Below are 16,497 nucleotides of genomic sequence, written 5' to 3'. Positions count from 1 at the left end.
GCGAGGTGAACAGCGGGGAGAAATGCGCAATTTGTCGTAAAAGGTCGTACGATCGCAGAGGTAACGCGATCGTAATCAAGCTGCGCCAGACTGCAGCGGACGGGGCTTTGCCAAATTTATATACAAAGAACGGTGATATGAACAGATGAAAAAAGGATTGCTTTTATTGGCTTTAACTTTGGGCTTGCAGCTGCAAACGGCTGCCGCGGCGCCGGAATCCGGGACGGTCTATACGCTTGTTCCCGAGGATTGGGGCATCTATGCGGACGGTACTCATCCGGAGGAAACGACCAAAGGGATGAATGATGCGCTGAAATGGGCGCATGACAACGGCAAAACGACATTCAAAGTGCCTGCGGGAACTTATTTGATTAAGAAGCAGGACCCGAAGCTGGTTAGCGATACGTCGGCGCGCATTAATATGGTTCCGGACATGACCTTCGAGCTCGACGATCAAGCGGTCATTCAGAAAGAATCGAACGGGTTCAGCGGCTACCAGACGATGAATATCGGGTACGGAGCGAACAACGTCACGATCAAGGGCGGCACGTTCCGCGGCGATAAGGATACGCATGATTATTCCAGCGGCGGCACGCACGAAGGCGGGTACGGCATCGTGACGGAAGGGGCCGTCAATGTGAAGATCGACGGGATTAAGGCGGTCAACTTCACGGGAGACGGCTTGGCGATCGGCGGCAAAGGAACGATGATTCAGGATTTGTATGAAAACAGCTTCGTGCCGGGCTCGTTTGACGAGCAGGGGGCGCCTGTCGATGATGCAGCGGCGATTCGTACGAAAAAACCGATTTCTTTAAACAACGACATTTTCAAAACGGAAAGGCAGTTTGAGCTATCCAACAAGCAGAAGCTTCCGAACGCCTTCGATATTTACTTTTACAAGGAAGACGGGACGTTTCTGAAAACTTTGAAAGATCAGACGATGCGGCAGCTTATGGACATTCCCGACGGCTCCGGCTACATCCATCTGGTGTTCCACCAAGCGGACAGCAAGGCGGCCTACGTAGAAATTTGGCAGAGAGCCGTCTCCAAGCAGGTGGTGGTGCAAAACTCGGAATTCGCCTTTAACCGCAGACAGGGTATTACGGTCGGCGGCGGAGATCAGATTACGATCGTCAATAACGAGCTGCACGATATGAAAGGAACGGCTCCGCAATCCGGCATTGACGTGGAAGGCGGGTATGGCGAGAACGGGCATTTGAATACGAATGTTTTTATTAGAAACAACAAGTTTTACAATAACGCCGCTTATGACGTCATTTTGTACGACGGCCACGACGCGACCGTGGAAGGCAATCATATGGCGTCCAAAGGAAAAATCGGCCTGGCCGTTTCGACTCCGTTCAAAAATGCGCTGATCAAGGACAATCATTTTGATGCGACTAGCATTTATGCTTATCATGACGTGCAATTCGAAGGCAACGAGATGAATGATTCCTTTACGCATCTGGAAGGCCCCAATTTGACGATCGACGGGATGAAGTTCACCGATTCCAAATTTGTTATCAGCAGCAGCACGCCGTTCGGAATAACCGCTTCCAACATTACGATGTACAATAACAAAGGCGGAATGGATTTATCGTTATGGGTGAATCCCATTCATTTGCAGGGCGTGACCGTGTACGGAGGCGGCTTCTCCGGAAGCGCCGCGGGCAGCATCGTCGATGATCTGAAGGTCGTCGGAACGAGCGGCCTAAACCTGCCTCCCGGAACTTATAACCGCTGCGATATCGAGTCTTCGACGACCGGCGTGACGCTGGACGATGCCGGCAGCTATGTCTTCGATCAGTGCCGGCTGAAGGTCAAGGAGGGCGTACTTGTAACGAATGCGAACGCCGATTTTACGATGACGAACTCCGCCTTCGAGATGCTGGATAAGCGTTATGCTTTGAAAGTGGCCAAAGCCAGTAAAATCCGCTTTGAGAATAATGCCATTTCGTATGACCAAATGACGGCCGCCACCGATTATGCCGTCATGATCGGCGATTATTGGACGCGCAACGATCCGTTCACCGTGAAAGAAGCGGCGATTAACGGGAACCGGATTGAGGCGAATATGGCGGCGGAAGGCATATCGACCGTCTATGCGGGCGTCGGCGCGCCGAAATATACGATCGAGGAGAATACGCTCGTCAACGCCAAGCTCAAGCTGCGGGAGAGCGATATGAACGCCAGCAATGTGGAGGAATCGCTGCAGAAGTAAAGGTAAAGAGCCTTCGGCTCCGCTTACGGGCGGAACGAAGGCTCTTGCATTTCTTCCCGGCACGTTATCGCAGCCAGCGCCTCGGCCGCCGCTAAACGTAGCTGTAGCGGGCTCTAACCTGAGCCGTAATGCTCAGTTGCCCCGGCTGAATCGGGGTCGGCCCGCTTGCACCTGCCGCATACAAAGCCGTATGAAACGGAGCGGGCGGCTGCGGCTGCGACAGCTCTTCAATGCGCAGCGGCGTTCGGTTCAGCGCGGCCTGAATCGCATGAGCCAAGCTAAGAGCCTTGTTCTCCGCCTGCCGGATAGCCAATTGCAGCGCCTGGTTGTAGTAGACCTCCGGATGCGTGTTGACGAAACGGATATTCGTAACGGTATTGGCTCCTTGCCGGACCGCGGTATCTACAACCGTGCCGGTTCGATCGATCTGATCCAGCGTGATTTCCAGAAGATGCGTAACCTGGTAGCCTTGGAACTGCTGTTTGCCGTCCTCGAACGAATACTGCATATCGATCCGGTAGTCTGCGGTTCGGATATGCTCCTTCGGAACGCCGAGCTGACCGAGCGCCGAAATGATTCGGGTCACGATCGCGGAATTCTCTTGCTGGGCCGGGAGCAGCTCCTTATTTTCGGTCACTGCGCCCAAGGTGACGACCGAACGGTTGGGCGCCGCGGCCACGGAAGCTTCTCCGCTCACCTCGATCACATTTTGTTCGGGGTTTCCGCTTTGATGCTGAAGCGAAACCGGGGAAGAGGATGGACTTCGGGAATCTGTTTCGGACATCGTCAACGCTCCTTCATTACCGTTTTATGTACTGTGCGGATAGTTCGTCATATTACCAATGTATGGCTTTGCGCCGCCTGAGATGACTCGGGCGGAACCGCAGGCCACGGTTTGCATAAGGAATGCGTTCCCCGTCTACAATAACGAAGGTAACAAAGCCTATAATTGGAGGGATTATGCATGGCAGGAGCAGTAGAAACAGGGAGCGATTTCCTGTCCGCGGTTCGGCACAGACGCACCATTTACGGGATCGGCCAAGACGTTGCGATTTCGGACGACCGCATCGTTCAGCTTATCGAGGAAGCGGTGAAGCATACGCCGTCGGCATTCAATTCGCAAAGCGCGCGAGCCGTCGTCTTGCTCGGACAGCAGCATCATCAGCTGTGGGATCTGACGAAGGAGATTTTGCGGGCGATCGTCAAAGCCGACCAGTTCGCGTCTACCGAGCAAAAGATGAACGGCTTCCGCAACGGCCACGGCACCGTCCTGTTTTTCGAGGATCAGCAGGTCGTCGAAGGTCTGCAATCCAGCTTCCCCAGCTACAAGGATAACTTCCCCGGCTGGTCATTGCAATCGAGCGGGATGCTCCAGTACGTGATCTGGACCGCTCTGGAGAACGAAGGCTTGGGAGCCAATTTGCAGCACTACAATCCGTTGATCGACGACAAAGTGAGAGAGACGTGGAAGCTTCCGCCGTCGTGGAAGCTGATCGCCCAGATGCCGTTCGGGAAACCGACCGCTCCCGCGGGCGACAAGGAATTCAAGCCTTTGGAAGAACGGATCAAGGTGTTTAAATAAGCGGCTGAGCCTCGGTATCCGTTCCTCCGCCGCACACTCGATGAGAACCTGGCCAAAGGCCGGGTTTTCTCGCGATGATAGTCTATGATTCGCTCTTTCGCTAGATTTGAAGATGGCCGCCGATCTTGTTATGATAGAGTCAGGATTCATAATGATAGAGTTCGGTACCTGCATGGGTCCTCATTTTATACATACGGAAGGGATTTTATGAATCGACGCGGATTTTTGAAATGGTTGTTCAGCATGGGCGTAGTCGTTGACGGATCGATCAATATTTTGCTGCAAATGCTATACCAAGTTTACGAGAATGCTTCGAAGACGGGAACAGAGACTCAAGAAGCCGCGCTGGTGGAAAAGGTGGAACCGGCCTTATCCAATGAGCCGCTGCTGTCTTTTTTTGTATTAAGCGATATGCATATTTCGATTTACGACCCTAATACGCCGCGAAAATTCCGGTCGGCGCTGGAGCAGATCGTCCAGTTCGAATCTCCGGTCGACGCGCTGCTGCTCGGCGGAGATTTGACCGACTACGGGACGGAGGCGGAGTACAAATCGCTGGAGAACATTATGAGCGGCTTCAAGCTGCCGCCGTTCTACGCCAATATGGGCAATCATGATTATTATCATGTCTGGATGAACCAGAAGGGCGCCTTCAGTACGGAGACGATGCCGAACGGCTGGACGGATGCGCAGTCCCGCGCACGCTTCATGAAGCTGTTCGGCTATACGAAGCCGTATAACGCCGTGACGATTAACGGATATCATATTATTTTGCTGTCGCAGGAAACGTACCGCCAGGAAATGCCGGAGGTCGGAGAAGGAGCCTGGTATTCCGATGCGCAGCTCGAATGGTTTCAGAAGAAGCTGGCGGAAACGACGGACGGCAAACCGATCTTCGTGCTGATCCATCAGCCGCTTCCGCCCGAAGGGAAAGACGGGGGAACGCATCAGCTGATCCGGGCGGGCAAGTTCCGCGAGCTTTTGGCGCCTTACCCGAATGTGTTCGTGATCTCCGGCCACACGCATCAAGACTTTGACAACGGCTCTTCCCATTACAGCGAGGAGACGTTCCATTGGTTCGTCAACGCTTCAGTCGGGATGACGCGCGACAAGCAGAATCCGGCCTCCAAGTCGCAGGGCATGTACGTGCAGGTGTATGCCGACCGCGTCGTCGTCCGCGGCAGAGAGTTCGCTCAGAAACGGTGGATTCCCGAAGCCGACTGGATGATCCCGCTCAAGCGCGTGTAAGCGGCCGGCAGCCGGCTTGAACGACGATCCGGCAGCATCGGCAGCTTACGGGCATTCGGTCACAGCAGAGGAGACAGCAGCCGGGCGATCGATTCTTTCAGCTGGCTGACATAGGATCGCCGTTTGTACGATTCCAGCGTCAGCTCCCGGGAATGGTGCAGATCGGCCGCGAACAGCTCCTCCAGCTTGCCCGCCGTCTTCGTATCGTAAATGAAGGCGTTAATTTCAAAGTTCAGCTTGAAGCTGCGGATATCGATATTGGCCGTGCCTACCGAGGCGACCTTGCCGTCGATCACGATCGTTTTGGCATGGAGAAAGCCGCCTTCGTACAAATAACAGCGCACCCCGTTGTCGAGCAGCTCTCCAAGATAAGAACGCGATGCCCAGAAGACGAAGAAATGATCCGGGCGGTCCGGAATCATTACCTTGACGTCGATGCCGGATAAAGCGGCCATTTTCAGCGCGGTCAGCAGGCTTTCGTCGGGCACGAAATACGGGGATTGAATGCAGACGCTGCGTTTGGCGGAATGAATCATTTTGATATAGGCGTTCTTAATCTGTTGCCGGTTGGAGTGAGGGCCGCTCGAGACGATCTGCATGCCGACCCCCTGCGGGTACACATCCTCGCAAAAATATTTGGCCTCATAGCCGATCGCCGGCGCCGCGGTCCGGTTCCAGTCCATCATAAAAAAAGCCTGCAGCACCTTGACCGCGCTGCCCTCCAGCTTCAAATGGGTATCTCTCCAATAACCGAGCCGCGGATTTCGTCCCAAATATTCGTCCCCTACGTTGAAGCCTCCGATATAGCCCCATTTGCCGTCGATAACGCCTACTTTGCGATGATTTCGGTAATTCAGCCGCAAATTCAAATAACGGATTCGCGACGGAAAGAAGGCCGCCGCCTCTCCGCCCGCCTCCACCAGCGGCTGCAGAAACCGCTTGGCCAGCCCGTAGCTTCCGACGTCGTCGTACAACAGCCTGACTTCGACGCCTTCCCGCGCCTTTTGCGCCAGCAGACGAATCAGCTCCTGGCCCAGCGTATCGGCCCGCACGATGTAATATTGCAGGTGAATGTACTGCTTCGCCTGGCGGATCGCCTCGAACAGCGAGGCGAACTTGCTCTGGCCGTCGGTGAAAATTTCGACCTGATTGTCCTGGGTCAATACGGAGTAACGGCTGCTCATCAGGTTCATATGCATCATATCGTGGTAGGCTTCCATAGCCGGATCGGCATAGTGCATGACTCCGAGCTCGATTTGCTCCGTCTGCTGCCGCGAAACCGCGTTGAATTCCTCTCTCGTTTCATCCTTCATCGCCCGCATCCGGCGGCTGTTCAGCGTTCTGCCGGCCAGCAGATAAATGATAAAGCCGACCCCGGGGAGGAAGAGGAGAACCATCAGCCAAGCCCATGTAGCGACGACATTGCGGCGCTCGAAAAAAATGATGACTACGGCAAACAAATAATTGAGGAGCGTCAGCAAATTATAAATGTCTTGAAATTGAAACATGGGGTTCACCTCCTGCTTGCATTCCGATCCTGTTCTTTAAGCATAACCCCTTCTGGAATCATTATCCACCCTCGCGTTATCATTTCCTTACCCGGATTCGCATATGCATGCCGGAGAGCGGCCGAATCGGACTAACCATCGGATAAATAAACGGAAAATTATGGTTGACACGGCTGGTGGCAGCGTTTACAATAAGGTCACAAGTTAATACCACGTGTAGGAGATGCGGAGATATACACATAGGTTGCTTCGATAAGAGAAGGCGATTTATGTGTTTTTATTTGCTCAAAATCACTTATATTATGGAATTAATGTATATTTTATCCTTACATCAGTTACTGAAAGCGAATACATCCAAGGAACTTCTGATTATCGTTCACTCCGGCATCCAGAGGGGGCTCTTTTCGGCATCTTGAGTTAAGCGCTTTACCTCATGAATCTTACTTTAAGGAAAGGGGAATCTTCATTGTCTGCATCTTCGTCATCTTCTTCTAAAAAATCCCAATGGAAGGAAGAGCTTCTCGGCTTCGCTTTTCTGGCTCCGTCTCTTCTGATCTTCATCTGCTTCTTGTTTTACCCGATGATCCGCTCCGTATATCTCAGTATGACCTTGACGGACCCGAGAGGGCGAGTGGCGGCGTTTGTAGGGCTGGATAATTATATCGATTTGTTTTCATCGGGGCAATTTTATTCCAATCTGAAAGTCACGCTGCTGTTCATCCTATTCACGGTGCCGACGACGATCGTCTGGTCGCTGGTGCTGGCTGCGCTCACCCACAACAAGCTGAAGGGGATGAAGCTGTTTCAGTTCGTCTTTTCGCTGCCGATCGTCATTTCCGTAGGTACCGGGTCGATCATTTGGCTGCTGCTGTTTCACCCGACGGCGGGAATGCTCAATTACTTCATCGGCTTCGTCGGCATCTCGCCGATTTCCTGGCTGGCCGATCCGTCATGGGCGCTCATATCGATTTCCATGATGACGGTATGGATGAATATGGGCTTTGTCTACATCATTTTGCTCAGCGGTCTGCAGGGAGTGCCGGAGGAGCTGTACGAAAGCGCCAAAATCGACGGATCGGGACCGGTTCGGACGTTTATCCAGATCGTGCTTCCGCTGCTTTCTCCCACGATCTTCTTCGTTCTCATCGTATCGGTTATCACCGCCTTCCAAGCCTTCGGCCAAGTGAATATTTTGACCAAAGGCGGCCCGATCAACAGTACGAACGTCGTCGTATATTCGATCTATCAGGATGCGTTCATTAACTTCCGGTTCGGTATCGGCAGCGCGCAGGCTTTAGTCTTGTTCGTCATCATTTTGCTGCTGACCGTCTTTCAGTTTAAAGTTTTGGAAAAGAAGGTGCACTATCAGTGATCATTCGCGGAGTATCCCGTTCCATATTGTATGCGTTTTTGACCGTGCTTGCCTTGGCGGTGCTGTACCCGCTGCTGTTTACCATTTTGTCGTCGTTTATGACGGAAAAGGAAGTAGCGGTGTTTCCTCCGCCGTTATTTCCGCATCAGCTGTACTTGGGCAACTTCATTAAAGCGCTGCAAACCGTGCCGATCCTGCGGTTTATCGTCAACAGCTTCGTCGTGTCGGCCGCCATTACGATCAGCCAGGTCATTACGTCGAGCTTGGCCGCTTATGCCTTCGCTTTCTTGAACTTCCGCTTCAAGGGCCCGCTGTTTCTTTTGTATTTGTCCACGATGATGATTCCGTGGGAAGTGACGATCATCCCGAATTACTTGACGATCAAATCGCTCGGCTGGATGGACAGCTATCAAGGGCTGATCGTTCCGTTCATGGCAGGGGCTTTCGGGGTATTCCTGCTGAGGCAGTTTTTTCTGCAGCTTCCCCACGAACTGTTCGATGCCGCCAAAATCGACGGCTGCGGCCAATTGCGCACCTTTTTCTCCATCGTGATGCCCTTATCGCGCCCAGCCTTGTCGACGTTGTTCGTCTACGTGTTCTTAAACCATTGGAACTCTTATCTGTGGCCGCTGCTGATTACGAACAAACCGACCATGCGGACGGTGCAGATCGGCGTATCGATGCTGCAGCATGAAGAAGTGATGTCCTGGAATCTGATTCTCGCCGGCGTCTCGCTGGTGCTTCTCCCGTCCTTCGTCATGCTGGCCTTCGGAGTGAAGCAGCTCATTCGCGGCATTACCGCCGGCGCGATCAAAGGCTGAACGATCTCTGCCGTCTTCCGCGCCGAAGGCGGATCATCCATTCGGTGAAACGGCGCCGACCGGCGTCCTTTCCATATATTTTCATCAAAATATTAGGGGTGCGTAACGATGAAGCTACTCGGTAAAAAAAGTTTCCTCAGTCTTACGTTGGCAGGAATGATGGCTCTCACCGCTTGCGGTGGCGGCGATCAGGATACGGCGGTCAAGGATAAAGGGGGAGCCGCTTCCGCAGGACCCAAAAAGGTCGTCTTCTGGCACGCGATGGGCGGTTCGAACACGAAGGTCGTCGACCAGATGGTGGCCGACTTCAACGCTTCGCAGGATAAGATTCAAGTGGAGGCCGTATTCCAGGGCACCTACGACGATCTGCTCAGCAAGCTGAAAGCGAGTATGGGGACGAAGGACGGCCCGAGCCTTGTGCAAATGTACGAAATCGGCAGCCGTTTCATGATCGATTCAAAGACGATTACCCCGATGCAAAAATTTATCGATGAAGACAAATTCGATTTGACCCAACTGGAGCCTAACATTACCGGCTATTATTCGCTGAACGGCAAGCTGAACTCGATGCCGTTCAATACGTCGAACCCGATCCTTTATTACAATAAGGATTTGTTCAAGGCAGCGGGTCTCGATCCGGAGAAGCCGCCCCAAACGTATGAAGAGCTGCAAAAAGCGGCTGACGCCATTACCAAAACGGGCAAGGCTACGGGAGCCAACTTTGCGATTTACGGCTGGTTTATGGAGCAGTTTTTTGCCAATCAAGGCGCCGATTACGTCAATAACGGCAACGGCCGCAACGCTTTGGCGACCGAGTCGCTAGTCAACTCGGATGCGGGCGTCAAGACGTTAACTTGGTGGAAAAATCTGGTCGATACGAAAGCGGCCAACAATCTGGGACGCAAGACCGACGATTCGAAGAAAGCCTTCTCCGCCGGTCAAGTGGGGATGATTCTCGAGTCGACGGCATCGCTGAAAGGGCTTGTCGACAATGCGGCGGGCAAATTCGAGGTCGGCACCGGCTTCCTGCCGAAGCCTGCGGATGCCAAGGAAGGCGGAGTCGTCGTAGGCGGGGCCAGCCTCTGGATCATGAACGACCGTCCCGACGACGAGCAGAAGGCGACTTGGGAATTCATCAAGTTCCTGACGTCTCCGAAGGAGCAGGCGTACTGGCATATTAATACCGGTTACTTCCCGATTACGAAAAAAGCGTATGACGAGCAAAGCGTCAAGGACAATTTGAAGAAATTCCCGCAGTTCCAAACGGCGATCGACCAGCTGCATCAGACGAAATTGAATTCGGCGACCCAAGGCGCGGTCATGGGCGTCTTCCCGGAAGCAAGGCAAATTGTCGAAGGGGCGATCGAAGAGGTGCTGAACAACAAGAAATCGCCGAAGGACGCGCTCGATGCGGCGGCCAAAGACATCACGTCGAAAATTCAGCAGTATAATAAAACGGTGAAACAGTAAAAATAGAAGATAAACGCGGCCCCGGAGCTCCTCCGGGGCTTTTGCCGCATGAGCGGGAAGGCAGGAATTGATGAAGAGACGGCGAAATCAATGAGCAGTCTATACAAGTGTCTATAGAGAGCGGGAACAGCGAAAATTTCTATTGAAAGGAAGAATGAGATGAATCAGCCGTCCCTCGATGTCGGGATCGACGGCTGCAGAGCGGGATGGATTGCCGTCGCCCTGCAGCCCGGCGAGCAGTGGGACATCCGGTTATATGAGCATCTTGATCCGGTATGGGAAGCGTACCGGGATGCGCGAACGGTGCTGATCGATATGCCGATCGGCCTCCTCTCGGGCTCTTGCGCGGAGGACGGGCGCAGATGCGACCGGGAAGCGAGGCTGCGGCTTAAGCCTCACCGCGCTTCGAGCGTATTTCCGGCGCCGATCCGCGAAGTGCTGGAGGCGGCCGATTACGAGGAAGCGGCGGCATGGAGCCGGAAGCTCTGCTCCCGTGGATTGTCCAAGCAGTCCTGGAATCTCGTGCCCAAAATCCGCCAGGCGGACGCACTTGTGCGCAGGGATGCGCAGGCGGCTGTCCGGTTGACGGAATCGCATCCCGAGCTGGTCTTCGCCGCCTTGTTCGGAGGGCCGATGGCGCACGGCAAAAAGACGCAGCACGGCTTCGAAGAGCGGCTGCGCCATTTGTCCGGAGTGTATCCTCCTGCCGAGGCTGTCGTAAGCTGCGGGCTGGAGCGGTTTCCCCGCAAGTCCGTCGCCCGGGACGATATAGTCGATGCGCTGGCGCTTGCCGTCGCAGGCCGGGTGGCCCAAGGAAAGCTGCAGACGGTCCCGGAGGAAGCGCAGTTTGATTCGTTAGGCATCCCGATGCGCATCGCCTTTGCCGATCAAGCGAAGTAGGAGGCCCGTCCCCTCGAAGGGGCGAGGCCTTCTTTTGCTGCGCCGATGGAAATGGCGGCGTCTGGACGCGGATTGCTAAGAGGGAATTTTTTCATCATAACGGTTATAAATGCCGCAACAAAATGGGCAACTTGATGGAGTGAAGAGGATCTGTAGAAAACATCCATTTTTACAATATTATTGTAAGTTTACCTTTCATTCTATTTCTTTTCAACCGATTTTTCATAAAAAACGGCCATAATCACAAATGATCTGAATATTTACGGATATAATCAAACATTTATGGGATATAGCCTGCCGGATATACCTTCTATAATTAATTTAAGATCTCTTAACAAAGCAGCAATGATCTGGCGCCGGAGAAAGCAACAAAAAACTTTAGAGAAGAGGGTTGCAAATGAAGAACAGAAAGATAAGCAAGAAAATAACTCTTTTAAGTCTCGTTAGCGTGATGGCCTTATCCTCCGCGGCATGCGGAAATAAAAGCACGGAGAGTGCAAACAGCGGGGCATCCGCGGGAAGCGGCGATAAAGTGACGCTGACCATGATGCACCCGTGGACGACCCCTAATATCGACAATGACGTATACAAGGCGAGAATCGCCGAGTTTGAAAAAAGCCATCCGAACATCGTGATCAAAACGGACGAGGTTCCTTCCGCGCAGTATAAAACCAAAATCCGCACATTGGCTGCGGCCAACAATTTGGCCGACGTCAACGTAGTTTGGCCGGGAGCGGAAATGGACCCGCTGGTTGAGGGCAATCTGCTTGAGCCGATCAACGGTCTGATGGACAACTGGAAGTCCATTTTACCGGAAACGGCGCTGGAAGGCTTCAACGTAAAAGGCAATCAGTATGCCGTGCCGACCAAGCAAACCTTTGTGGACATCGTTTATTACAACAAAGAGCTGCTGGCCCAAGTCGGATACAATGAGTTTCCTAAAACCTACAGCGACTTTATCGATCTGGTCAAAAAGCTGAAAGACGCAGGCATTACGCCGATCTCGCTGGGCAACAAAGAGAAATGGCCGCTTCAGTCCTCCTACTTGTCGATCATCGGGGACCGCTTTACAGGCAGCGACTTCCTGCAGAAAGTCTTGAACAAGGAAGCCAAGTTTACCGACCCGGAATTCGTGAAAGCGATTAGCGTTATCGACGAACTGACCAAGCTTAAAGCGTTTAACGTCGATGCCAATAATATGGACTCCGTGCAAGGACAAGATTACCTGATTCAAGGCAAAGCCGCTATGCACATTTCCTCTTCCACCGTTGACGCTCGCGTTCGCGTGAACAACCAAGACGGCGGCAAATTCGGCATCGCCCTGTTCCCTAGCGTGGACGGCGGTAAAGGCGATCCGAAGAAAAGCGCGGGCGTCGTACAGTACGGCATCGCCATCAAGAACGGCTTGGATGAGAAGAAGAAAGCCGCAGCCGAAGAATTCCTTAAATATTTTGTAAGCGAAGATTTGTATAAAGCATTGATCAGCAACGGCGTCGTCGTTCCGGCGAAAGTGGATGTTCCCCAGGATGCGAGCCCTTACTTGAAACAAATGATTGAACTGTCCGGCAACGGCACGGCCCCTGTATTCGACAGCGTCATTCCGACCCAAGTGGTGGACGTTATCCAGAACGGCCTGCAGGCGCTGACTGTAGGACGCGGTACTCCTGAACAGGTAGCAGCCGATGCCCAGAAAGCAATGGACAACATTACGAATTAACGCTCAGTTTAACAGGCTTAATCCGATACGAAGAAAACCCGGATACCGGGTTTTCTTTGTTCAAAGCCAAAGCTGACCGAAAGGAGAACTGCTGATGCAAACTTTAAAACGAAGCAGATTCGCCATCTTTATCGGCTTGTTCCCGGCGCTGGTGATTTATCTCGGCATCGCTATCCTTCCGATAGGCATCTCGCTTTACTACTCGCTCATGAACTGGAACGGGATCGGTTCCATGAAATTTGTCGGACTGGACAATTACATCCAAATGCTGGAGGACGATACCTTCTGGCTGTCGGTTAAGAACAACGTCATTATTATGATCACCGGACTGATCGGGCAAATTCCGCTCGGGCTGTTGATGGCGCTGCTGCTCAACCGCGGGATGAAGGGCTCCGGCTTTTTTCGGACCATCGGGTTTATGCCGGTCGTCATTTCCTCGGTCATGGTGTCGCTTATTTTTGGAATGGTTTATAACACGGAATACGGACTGCTGAACAGTCTGCTCGCCTTTTTCGGCCTGGAAAGCTGGCAGCAGAACTGGCTTGGCGATGGCAAATGGTCGATGCTGTCGATCAGCGTGGCCTATATTTGGCAAAACTGCGGTTTGTATATGGTCATGTTTCTGGCCGCACTGCAAAATATTCCGGACGAAGTCAACGAAGCCGCCGAGCTGGATGGAGCCACAGGGTTTAAGAAAACCCGGTTTATTACGATTCCGATGCTGCGCAGCACCTTGATGGTCACGATCGTATACAGCATAAGCAACTCGTTCCGCGTATTCGATCTCATACAGGTACTGACGGGCGGCGGACCGGCTCATCAGACGGAAGTCATGACGATTTATATGTACAACAGCGCCTTCGTGAATATGCGCTACGGATACGGCAGCGCGGCTTCCATTATGATTTTGCTGTTCAGCCTGATCGTCATTTCCGTCGTCAACCGGATTACCCGCGAGAAAGATTAAGAGGGAAAGGAGGAATACGTTAATGAAGAAAAAGTCTCCGTTATTCCAAATATTCGCATACACATTTTTGATTCTGTTCGCTATCATGAATATAGTACCGATTTTTTGGATGGTGATCAACTCGTTCAAGTCGGAGCAAGAGTATGCGGCCAATCCGTTCTCGATGCCGACCGGCTTCGAGTTCTCCAATTACGCGCAAGCGTGGAAAATCGCCAACATGAACGTTTATTTCTTTAACAGTTTGCTTATTACTTTTGCTTCGCTGATCGTGACCGTACTGCTCGGATCGATGGCCGCTTATTTCCTGGCCCGCTTTTCCTTTAAGCTGCGCGGACTCACCTACAGCCTATTTCTGCTGGGCATGCTGGTTCCGATCCATGCCACATTGATTCCGATCTTTCTGATTATGCAAAAGCTGAGTCTGATCGATACGTATCTGTCGCTCATTTTGCCATATACAGCATTTCACTTGTCGCTGACGGTATTTATTCTCGAAGGCTTCATGCGCGGCTTCCCGAAAGACTTGGAGGAGTCGGGCGTTATGGACGGAGCCGGCATCTTCCGGATCTTCTGGTCCATTATTTTGCCGATTACCCGTCCGGCCATGGCGACCGTAATCATTCTGAATTTTATATACAATTGGAACGAATATTTATTTGCGCTCGTTTTGATTACATCCAACGCCTTGAAGACGCTGCCGCTGGGTCTAGCCAATTTCGTCGGTATCGAAACCGCCAGCTACACGCTGCAAATGTCTGCGCTTACCATCGCGTTGATTCCGATTATTATTTTTTATCTGCTGCTGCAAAAGCAGCTCGTAACGGGCATGACGGCCGGAGCGGTAAAAGGCTGATCCGGTTCTGACCGGGCGGAGGCTGACAGCAAAGGAGAGATGACATGAAGACAAGCTATATCCGGCGTCTGGGCAGCTTAAATTTAAAACGCAAGGCGCTCGTCATCTTCCTTTTGTTCGTCATTTTGCCGACGATAGGGGTCGGCGTCGTTGTGCAGCTCAAATACAATCAGGTGCTGCGCGAGCAGTTTATCAGCTCGACCCGCCGCAATCTGGACAATGTGACGAGCCAGCTGTCGGAACAGACCAAGATGGTCGAGGATATCGCCGATTACCTGATTTTAAGTCCCGATATGCGGAGCTACCTGAGGACCGGACCGCCGCTCGATAATGAGCTTAAGGCGGATCTGAAGAACAATATCGAAAACTTTCTGACCTTCCAGCTGATGTCCAAAAGCTATATCCGTTCCATCGAAATTAACGGGTATAACGGGAACCAGATCAAAATGGGCGAGCCGTTCAATGGCGATGAAAGCCGCTGGAGGGAAGAAGCCGTGAAGCGAAAAGGCGGCATCTTCTGGAGCGAAGGCCATACCCTGGAAAGCTCCTGGAACGGCCAGGTGCGAGTGTTATCGATGATCCGCATTTTAAATTCCTACATTACGATTACTCAGCCGCTCGGCGAACTGACGATCAGGCTGGACGAAGCCAGCATCGCTTCCCAGTTGGAGAAAGGCGTGCTGGAGGCGGAAGCGGGGGGCGTGTTTATCGTAGGACCGGAAGGCAATCTGATCTTGTCTTCCCAGGCCGACATGCCGGGCGGTTACGTTCCGGATGAAGCGCTGCTGAAAAAGCTGTCTTCCAGTAAAAAAGATTTCCTCAGCTACACGGTACAGGGCAAACGGTATTTGGTCTTGTACAACCAGATGGAAAATACGGATTGGAAAATCATCGCCATGATCTCCGAAGCGAATATTTCCGAACAGCTGCGCGGCGTCCAAGCCATTATGATGATTATACTGGCCGCGATCCTGCTATTGGCTTTAGTCGCTTTATTCGGCTTTAACCTGACGATCATCCGGCCGATTCTGAGGCTGAAGAAAGAGACGGGCCGGGTAGCCGGCGGCGACTTCAGCGCCCGGGTTCCTATAGACTCTCAGGATGAAATCGCCGAGCTTAACCGTAAATTTAACGAGATGGTCATGACGATTGAAGAGCTGATCGAGCACAAATACAAGCTGGAGCTTAGAGAACGGGAGTCCGAGCTCAAGCTGATGCAAAACCAGATGGACCCCCACTTTTTGTACAATACATTGGATATGATCCGCTGGACGGCGCGGCTGGAAAAAGCGGATAAATCGAGCCGCATGATCGAGATGCTGTCCAAATTTTTTCGTTCCAGCGCAGGCAACCGTAATTATCAGACCACGCTGGCCAGAGAAATCGAATTTGCGCAAGTCTATTTATCTTTGCAGCAGTTTCGCCTGGGCGACAAGCTGATGTACAAGCTTTATCTGGAACCCGGCATTGAAGAGGCACCTGCACTCAAAGCTTCGATTCAGCCGCTGGTCGAGAACTTCATCAAACACGGCATCGATAAAAAGAAGCCCGTCGGCATCATTGAGGTGATCGGCTACAGATCGGAAGACGAAATTTGGATCGATGTAACCGATAACGGCAAAGGCATGCCGCCGGATCGGGCTTTTGAAATCAGCCATGCTTTGGCAAGCAGGCAAATAGATCGTTCGGCGGGCCGCATCGGCGCGCTGCTGAACATTCATGAGCGGGTCACCATCTTTTTTGGACAACAGTACGGTTTGGAGATCATTCATAACTCGGATGAAGGTACGGGAATCCGCTTAAGACTTCCCGGGCCGGGGGCCGAAAGCTAGGGGGGC

General features: G+C 52.5%; 13 protein-coding genes. 11 read left to right on the top strand and 2 right to left on the bottom strand.

Going from position 1 to position 16,497, the window contains the following annotated elements:
* Window positions 1–145 precede the first annotated feature (145 nt).
* On the top strand, window positions 146–2,221 hold the full coding sequence (locus SK3146_RS09095) for a right-handed parallel beta-helix repeat-containing protein (protein WP_249864775.1): 2,076 nt from the start codon (window positions 146–148) through the stop codon (window positions 2,219–2,221).
* Window positions 2,222–2,312: 91 nt separating this feature from the next.
* Here SK3146_RS09095 and SK3146_RS09090 read toward each other — a convergent pair whose 3' ends face one another.
* The gene (locus tag SK3146_RS09090) at window positions 2,313–3,005 is read right to left on the bottom strand and encodes an SIMPL domain-containing protein (protein ID WP_249864774.1); all 693 of its coding nucleotides are present in this window, start codon (window positions 3,003–3,005) and stop codon (window positions 2,313–2,315) included.
* Between the two features lie 180 nt (window positions 3,006–3,185).
* Between SK3146_RS09090 and SK3146_RS09085 the strand changes: the two genes are divergently transcribed.
* Together SK3146_RS09085 and SK3146_RS09080 are read left to right on the top strand one after the other, a co-directional pair.
* Window positions 3,186–3,803: a nitroreductase family protein gene (locus tag SK3146_RS09085; protein ID WP_249864773.1), complete on the top strand. Its 618-nt coding sequence runs from the start codon at window positions 3,186–3,188 to the stop codon at window positions 3,801–3,803.
* A gap of 207 nt (window positions 3,804–4,010) precedes the next feature.
* Window positions 4,011–5,051: a metallophosphoesterase family protein gene (locus SK3146_RS09080; RefSeq protein ID WP_249864772.1), complete on the top strand. Its 1,041-nt coding sequence runs from the start codon at window positions 4,011–4,013 to the stop codon at window positions 5,049–5,051.
* 59 nt (window positions 5,052–5,110) lie between these two features.
* Here SK3146_RS09080 and cls read toward each other — a convergent pair whose 3' ends face one another.
* Window positions 5,111–6,559, bottom strand: a complete 1,449-nt coding sequence (cls, locus tag SK3146_RS09075) for a cardiolipin synthase (protein ID WP_249864771.1) — start codon at window positions 6,557–6,559, stop codon at window positions 5,111–5,113.
* A 433-nt stretch (window positions 6,560–6,992) separates the two neighbouring features.
* Between cls and SK3146_RS09070 the strand changes: the two genes are divergently transcribed.
* The 8 genes from SK3146_RS09070 to SK3146_RS09035 all read left to right on the top strand — a co-directional run bounded on the left by SK3146_RS09070 (window position 6,993) and on the right by SK3146_RS09035 (window position 16,491).
* Window positions 6,993–7,931: a carbohydrate ABC transporter permease gene (locus tag SK3146_RS09070; RefSeq protein ID WP_259617887.1), complete on the top strand. Its 939-nt coding sequence runs from the start codon at window positions 6,993–6,995 to the stop codon at window positions 7,929–7,931.
* Window positions 7,928–8,752, top strand: a complete 825-nt coding sequence (locus SK3146_RS09065) for a carbohydrate ABC transporter permease (RefSeq protein WP_249864769.1) — start codon at window positions 7,928–7,930, stop codon at window positions 8,750–8,752. Before SK3146_RS09070 ends, SK3146_RS09065 begins: the two co-directional genes overlap by 4 nt.
* Before the next feature lie 108 nt (window positions 8,753–8,860).
* On the top strand, window positions 8,861–10,222 hold the full coding sequence (locus SK3146_RS09060) for an ABC transporter substrate-binding protein (RefSeq protein ID WP_249864768.1): 1,362 nt from the start codon (window positions 8,861–8,863) through the stop codon (window positions 10,220–10,222).
* 159 nt (window positions 10,223–10,381) lie between these two features.
* A complete protein-coding gene (locus SK3146_RS09055; RefSeq protein ID WP_249864767.1) occupies window positions 10,382–11,122 on the top strand; it encodes a DUF429 domain-containing protein in 741 nt (246 codons plus the stop codon).
* Window positions 11,123–11,573: 451 nt separating this feature from the next.
* Window positions 11,574–12,839, top strand: coding sequence for an extracellular solute-binding protein (locus tag SK3146_RS09050; RefSeq protein ID WP_249864766.1), 1,266 nt, complete (start codon window positions 11,574–11,576; stop codon window positions 12,837–12,839).
* A gap of 94 nt (window positions 12,840–12,933) precedes the next feature.
* Window positions 12,934–13,806: a carbohydrate ABC transporter permease gene (locus SK3146_RS09045; RefSeq protein WP_249864765.1), complete on the top strand. Its 873-nt coding sequence runs from the start codon at window positions 12,934–12,936 to the stop codon at window positions 13,804–13,806.
* Window positions 13,807–13,828: 22 nt separating this feature from the next.
* The gene (locus SK3146_RS09040) at window positions 13,829–14,659 is read left to right on the top strand and encodes a carbohydrate ABC transporter permease (protein ID WP_249864764.1); all 831 of its coding nucleotides are present in this window, start codon (window positions 13,829–13,831) and stop codon (window positions 14,657–14,659) included.
* Window positions 14,660–14,703: 44 nt separating this feature from the next.
* Window positions 14,704–16,491 (top strand): cache domain-containing sensor histidine kinase, encoded by a 1,788-nt coding sequence (locus tag SK3146_RS09035; RefSeq protein WP_249864763.1) that lies wholly within the window; start codon window positions 14,704–14,706, stop codon window positions 16,489–16,491.
* The last annotated feature ends 6 nt before the right edge of the window (window positions 16,492–16,497 follow it).

It is taken from the genome of Paenibacillus konkukensis (assembly GCF_023523925.1).
GTDB classification, from domain to species: domain Bacteria; phylum Bacillota; class Bacilli; order Paenibacillales; family NBRC-103111; genus Paenibacillus_S; species Paenibacillus_S doosanensis.
Note: the sequence above shows the minus strand (reverse complement) of the source record. Positions and strands in the feature narration are given on the sequence as shown.